A 6,219-nucleotide genomic window follows, 5' to 3' on the forward strand; every position below is an offset into this window, starting at 1 on the left:
CATCGGAGCCGCGCATTCTAATACGTGAATGCGGATCGTCAAGCCCGCGCAGCTCAGGCGCCATCCTTGCCGGCCGCCGTCGCGCCTGCCCCGTCCGCGCTCAGGCTGGGCCAGGCGGCGCGCAGGTAGTACAGGCCCGACCAGATCGTGAGTATGCCGGCAACCACCAGCAGGGCCTCGCCGATGTGGTACAGCCGCAGCGCCTCGGCCGCCTTCTCGTGCTGCACGATCAGCACCACCAGCGCGACCATCTGCATCGTGGTCTTCAGCTTGCCGATGAAGGCGACCTTGACCGTGGCGCGCATGCCGATTTCGGCCATCCATTGGCGCAGTGCCGACACGCTGATCTCGCGCCCCACGATCACCGCCGCGGTCACTGCCATCAGGATGCCGGACCAACCGCCGCGGTGCGACTCGACCAGCAGGAACAGCGTCACCGTCACCATCAGCTTGTCAGCCACCGGATCGAGGAACGCGCCGAACGCCGAGGTGAGGTTCAGCCGCCGCGCCAGGTAGCCGTCCAGCCAGTCGGTGATCGCCGCCAGCAGGAACACGACCGCCGCCGTGATGTTGTGCCCCGGAAACGGCAGGTAGAACACCACCACCATCACCGGCAGCAAGGCAACGCGGAAGAGGGTCAGCCAGGTCGGCAGGTTGATGTGCATGGTTCGTCCCGATGGTTTGCTGTGCAGTTTCGCATGCCGGCGCGCCACTGCCGAGTGAATGCGCGTGGGCGATCAGCCGTGCAGGCTGGCGTAGATGCGTTCGGCCAGGCCGCGGTCGATGCCTTTGACCTGCATCAGCTCCTCGACACCGGCGCGCTCCAGTCCCTGCATGCCGCCAAACGCCTTCAGCAGGGCGGAACGACGACGCGCGCCGATACCCGGTACGTCCTCCAGCACGCTGTGCTCGCGCGCCTTCTCACGCCGCTTGCGGTGGCCGCTGATGGCGAAACGGTGTGCCTCGTCGCGCACTGCCGCGACCAGGTGCAGCGCTGGCGACGACGAGCCCGGGTGCAACTCGCGCCCGGGACTTCCCGATTCGAGCCGCGCGAGCACCAGTGTCTCTTCGCCGGCGCGCCGGCCCGGCCCCTTCGCCACGCCGACCACCTCGATGCCGTCGACGCCAAGTTCCCTCAGCACGCCCAGCGCCTGCGCCACCTGCCCGCTACCGCCGTCGATCAGTAGCACGTCGGGACGCGCACCCTCGCCTTCGGCCAGCTTGCGGAAGCGCCGGGTCAACGCCTGGTGCATCGCCGCGTAGTCGTCACCGGGGGTGATGCCGGTGATGTTGAAGCGGCGATAGTGCGATTTCTCCGGTCCTTCCGGGCCGAACACCACGCACGAGGCGACGGTCAGTTCGCCCATGGTGTGGCTGATGTCGAAGCACTCGATGCGGCGTGGCGACTCGTCCAGTCCCAGCACCTTCTGCAGGTCGTCGAAACGCGTGCCCAGGGTCTGCCGGCTGGCCAGCCGCGCGGTCAGCGAGGCCTGCGCGTTGCGTTCGGCCATCTGCAGGAACTGTGCTCGCTCGCCACGCACGCTGGATTTCAGCTCCACCGCATGGCCAGCCTGCTGGCCGAGCAGCTCGGCCAGGATCTCCTGATCGGCCAGCGGCTCGCCCAGGATCAGCTCGCGCGGCACCGGCCGATCCAGGTAGTACTGCGTGATGAACTGCGCCAGCACGTCGGCCGGCTCGGCATCCAGCGGCAAGCGCGGGAAGAAGTCGCGCGTGCCCAGGCTGATGCCGTCGCGGAAGAACAGCACGCTGACGCAGGCCATGCCCGCCTCGATGCGGCAGGCGAGCACGTCCATGTCGGCGCTAGCGCCCTGCACGTGATGCTGCGCCTGCAGCTGGCGCAGCGCGGCCACCTGGTCGCGCAGTTTCGCCGCGCGCTCGAACTGCAGCGCCTTGCTGGCCTGCTCCATCGCCTCGGCCAGTTCGTCGATCACCGCGTTGCTGCGCCCTTCTAGGAACATCTCGGCATGGCGCACGTCGTTGCGGTAATCCTCCACGCTGATCAGCCCCACGCACGGCGCGCTGCAACGGCCGATCTGGTACAGCAGGCACGGCCGCGTGCGGTTGCGGAAATAGCTGTCCTCGCACTGGCGCACCTTGAACAATTTCTGCATCAGGTTGAGGCTTTCGCGTACCGCGTAGACGCTCGGGTACGGCCCGAAGTAGCGCCCCGGCAGGTTCTTCGCGCCGCGATGGAAGGCCAGCCGCGGGTAGTCCTCGCCGGTGGAAAGATAGATGTACGGGTAGCTCTTGTCGTCGCGCAGCAGGATGTTGTAGCGCGGCTTCAATGACTTGATCAGCTGCGATTCCAGCAGCAGCGCCTCGCCCTCGGTGCGCGTCACGGTGATCTCGACGCGGGCGATCTGCGCCACCATCGCGGCGATGCGCGGTTCCATCCGCGGCTTCAGGAAATAGCTGCCGACGCGCTTTTTGAGGTTGCCCGCCTTGCCCACGTAGAGCAGCTCGCCGGCTGCGTCGAAGTGGCGGTAGACGCCGGGCGAGGTGGTGAGCGTGCGGACGAAGGCCTTGCCGTCGAAGGGGGGTGGTTGCGCGGACTGCATGAAGGGATTCTAACGGGTGCGGAGGGCGACCCGTCCGATGTGGTGGCTCAAGGCCCGTGAAAAAAGCCACTCTCTGTGGTTTTCTTCCGTCGCGAGTCCGGCACATGCATGCCATCCACGGCATGCCTCCTGCGGGCCGGCCGGTGGCTGTTCAAATCCGTTGCTGACGGATTTGTCCGGACTCGCTCACGCGAATCATGCACGGGTGCGGCCGACTCGCGGCCGGCTCGAGAGTTTGTTCTGCAGGCTCTCAATGCCGCGTGCGCAGCCACTGCTCCGCACGTTCCAGGTCGGCCTCGGTGTCGATGCCGGGCGGGAACGGCTCCGGGGTCAGCCGCACCGCAATCGCATGGCCATGCTCCAGCACGCGCAGCTGTTCCAGCGATTCGGTCTGCTCCAGCGGCGTGCGCGACAGGCGGCTGTAGCGCTCGAGGAAGCCTGCGCGGTAGGCATAGATGCCGATGTGACGCAGGAACGGCGAACCGGACGGCAGCGCGTGGCGGTCGATGGCGAACGCATCGCGCGCCCACGGCAGCGGCGCGCGGCTGAAGTAGAGCGCGCGGCCGTTGGCGGCGCGCACCAGCTTCACCACGTTGGGGTCGAACAGCTCCTCGGCGTCGATGATCGGCGTGGCCAGGGTGGCCATTGGCGCGTCGTCGCCGGCCAGCGCCTGCGCCACCGCGCGGATGCCGGCGGCGGGTGCGAACGGTTCGTCGCCCTGCAGGTTCACCACGATGCTGTCAGCGGCCCAGCCGTAGTGGCTGGCGCACTCGGCCAGCCGGTCACTGCCCGAGGCGTGGTCACTGCGGGTCATGCAGACGTCCACGCCTTCCTGCCCGGCCAGCGCGTCGGCGATGCGGCGATCGTCCACCGCCACCACCACCTGACGGGCGCCGGCCTGCATCGCGCGCTGCGCCACGCGCACCACCATCGGCACGCCACCGATCACGCGCAACGGCTTGGCCGGCAGCCGGGTCGAACCGTAGCGGGCGGGAATGGCGACGATGAACGGGGGTACCGCGTTTGACATGGGTGATCCTTGGGTCAGGCGGCAAGCCTAGCGCAGTGCTGCGCGTGGCCGATTCACGGCGCAACCTGCAGCGCGAAGCCACAGCCGTTGGCCAGTTCCTGGAAGCCGGGAAACGAAGTGGCGACGTGGCTGCAGTCGTTGATCCGCACTGGCCCGGCGGCAACCAGGCCGGCCACCGCGAAACTCATCGCGATGCGGTGGTCCAGATGGCTTTCCACCGTGCCGCCGCCCAGCCGACCGCCGTGGATGGCCGCGCCGTCCGGAGTTTCCTCGATCGCCACGCCGAGCGTGCGCAGGCCGGCGGCCATGGTGGCGATGCGGTCAGACTCCTTCACCCGCAGCTCGGCCGCGCCGCGGATCACCGTGGTCCCACCGGCGGCGGCGGCGGCAATGAATAACGCAGGAAACTCGTCGATCATGTCCGGCGCCAGCGCCTCGGGCAGCTCGACGCCATGCAGCGGCGCATGGCGAACCACGAGGTCACCCACCGGCTCGCCACCCGCCTCGCGCTCCTGCTCGATCGCAATGTTCGCGCCCATCAGGCGCAACGCCTCAAGCAGGCCGGTGCGGCGCGGGTTGAGGCCCACCGCGGGCAGGCGCAGTTCGGAGCCGGGTACGATGCTCGCGGCGACCAGGAAAAACGCCGCCGAGGAGAAATCGGCTGGCACCTCCACATCGGTGGCGCGCAGCACATGGCCGCCGGAAAGTTTCGCCCGGCCTGGCGCGAACGCGATCGGCCAGCCGAACGCGGCCAGCATGCGTTCGGTGTAGTCGCGGGTCGGATGCGGCTCGATGATCTCGGTATCGCCGTTGGCATACAGGCCGGCCAGCAGCAATGCCGACTTCACCTGCGCGCTGGCCACCGGCAGCTCGTAGCGGATGCCGTGCAGCGACTGGCCACCATGCACGTGCAGCGGCGGCAGACCGCCTTGCGTGTCGATGCGCGCGCCCATCAGCGCCAGCGGGTCGGTGACGCGGCGCATCGGCCGCTTCGACAGCGAGGCGTCGCCGACCAGGGTGCTGTCGAACGCCTGCCCTGCCAGCAGCCCGGCCAGCAGGCGCATGCCGGTGCCGGCGTTGCCGCAGTCCAGCGCCTGCGTGGTGCCGCGCAGGCCGTGCAGGCCCGCGCCGTGCACTACGCGCTCGCCGGGCGACGGGGTGTCGATGCGCACGCCGAGCTGCGCCAGCACGGCGGCGGTGGCGCGGGTGTCCTCGCCTTCGAGAAAGCCGCGGATGCGCGAATCGCCCTCGGCGATCGCCGCCAGCATCAGCGCGCGATGCGACACCGACTTGTCGCCGGGCACGCGCACGCTGCCGCGCAGCGGGCCACCGGGCCGGCTGCTCCAGTCCAGGCGGCCGCTCAAGGCAGCGCTACCGGGTAGGAGCCGAGCACGCGGATGGTTGCCGCCGACGTACCGATCTCCTGCACCGACGCCTGCAGCGCGAGATCGTCGATGTGGCCGGAGACATCAATGAAGAACGCGTACTGCCATTTGCCGGTATGCGCCGGCCGCGATTCGATCCGGTTCAGGCTGACGCCGTGCTTCGCGAACGGGTTGAGCACGTCGTACAGCGCGCCGGGCTTGTCGTTCACCGTGACCAGCAGCGAAGTACGGTCGTTGCCCGAGGGCGGGAACAGCGTGCGGCCGATCACCAGGAAGCGGGTGGTGTTGTCGGCGCGGTCCTCGATGCCCTGCGCCACTGTCTTCAGCCGGTAGACCTTGCCTGCGCTTTCACCGGCGATCGCCGCGACATCGTCGGCATGCAGCGCCAGTCGCGCCGCCTCGGCGTTGCTCGACACCGCAATGCACTCGATCTCGGGCAGGTTGATGCGCAACCAGGTCTTGCACTGCTGCAGCGACTGCGCATGGGCATAGATGCGGCGCACGTCCTCCAGCCTGCCGCTGCGCGAGTGCAGGCACTGGTGCACGCGCAGCTCGATCTCGCCGCAGATGGTGGCCGCGGAAGTGAGGAACATGTCCAGGGTCACCTGGATCATGCCCTGCCCCGAATTCTCCACCGGCACCACGCCGAAGTCGGCGTGCCCGGCGGCGACTTCCTGGAACACCTCCTCGATGCTGCCCAGCGGCAGGCTATAGGCGGCATGGCCGAAATGCTTGCGCACGGCCTGTTCGCTGAAGGTGCCCTCCGGACCGAGGAAGCCGATCTTCAGCGGGTCTTCCTGCGCCAGGCAGGACGACATGATCTCGCGGAACAGCCGCACCATCTCGACGTCGGACAACGGTCCCTGGTTGCGGTCCACCACCATGCGCAGCACGTGGGCTTCGCGCTCGGGACGGTAGTAGTCGATCGCGGAGAGCCCCTCGCCCTTTACCTTCGCCACCGTGCGTGCGTGGTTCGCGCGTTCGGAAATCAGCTGCTGGATCTGCCGGTCGATGCTGTCGATGCGCTCGCGCATCTCGCTCAACGGGGTCTTGGGATCGGTCATGCGTTCAGCCGCCTGGATGGATGGAAGTCCAAATGATGAAGCGGCATCTTGCCGTAAAACATCGTCCGCGTCCGCTCAGCGCTTGTGAAGAAAACCACCTCCTGTGGTTTTCTTCTGTCGCGAGTCCGGTACACGCCCGGACTCGCTCACATGAAACAGTC

The 6,219-nt window shown here is 68.2% G+C and carries 5 protein-coding genes; all 5 read right to left on the reverse strand.

Annotation, left to right across the window (positions count from 1 at the left end):
- Positions 1-53 precede the first annotated feature (53 nt).
- Positions 54-665, reverse strand: coding sequence for a CDP-diacylglycerol--glycerol-3-phosphate 3-phosphatidyltransferase (gene pgsA, locus AC3WTD_RS08200; protein ID WP_027491711.1), 612 nt, complete (start codon positions 663-665; stop codon positions 54-56).
- A 72-nt stretch (positions 666-737) separates the two neighbouring features.
- Positions 738-2,579 (reverse strand): excinuclease ABC subunit UvrC, encoded by a 1,842-nt coding sequence (gene uvrC, locus AC3WTD_RS08205; protein WP_492613494.1) that lies wholly within the window; start codon positions 2,577-2,579, stop codon positions 738-740.
- A 250-nt stretch (positions 2,580-2,829) separates the two neighbouring features.
- The gene (kdsB, locus tag AC3WTD_RS08210) at positions 2,830-3,609 is read right to left on the reverse strand and encodes a 3-deoxy-manno-octulosonate cytidylyltransferase (protein WP_492613495.1); all 780 of its coding nucleotides are present in this window, start codon (positions 3,607-3,609) and stop codon (positions 2,830-2,832) included.
- 53 nt (positions 3,610-3,662) lie between these two features.
- A complete protein-coding gene (aroA, locus tag AC3WTD_RS08215) occupies positions 3,663-4,973 on the reverse strand; it encodes a 3-phosphoshikimate 1-carboxyvinyltransferase (RefSeq protein WP_492613496.1) in 1,311 nt (436 codons plus the stop codon).
- Positions 4,970-6,058: a prephenate dehydratase gene (gene pheA / locus AC3WTD_RS08220; RefSeq protein WP_027491707.1), complete on the reverse strand. Its 1,089-nt coding sequence runs from the start codon at positions 6,056-6,058 to the stop codon at positions 4,970-4,972. Before pheA ends, aroA begins: the two co-directional genes overlap by 4 nt.
- Positions 6,059-6,219 lie beyond the last annotated feature (161 nt).

Source organism: Rhodanobacter sp. FW106-PBR-R2A-1-15 (genome assembly GCF_058789735.1).

Bases quoted from the DNA above. Each gene is read 5' to 3' on its own strand.
- pgsA (WP_027491711.1), bottom strand. From the start codon at position 665: ATGCACATCAACCTGCCGACCTGGCTGACCCTCTTCCGCGTTGCCTTG.
- uvrC (WP_492613494.1), bottom strand. From the start codon at position 2,579: ATGCAGTCCGCGCAACCACCCCCCTTCGACGGCAAGGCCTTCGTCCGC.
- kdsB (WP_492613495.1), bottom strand. From the start codon at position 3,609: ATGTCAAACGCGGTACCCCCGTTCATCGTCGCCATTCCCGCCCGCTAC.
- pheA (WP_027491707.1), bottom strand. From the start codon at position 6,058: ATGACCGATCCCAAGACCCCGTTGAGCGAGATGCGCGAGCGCATCGAC.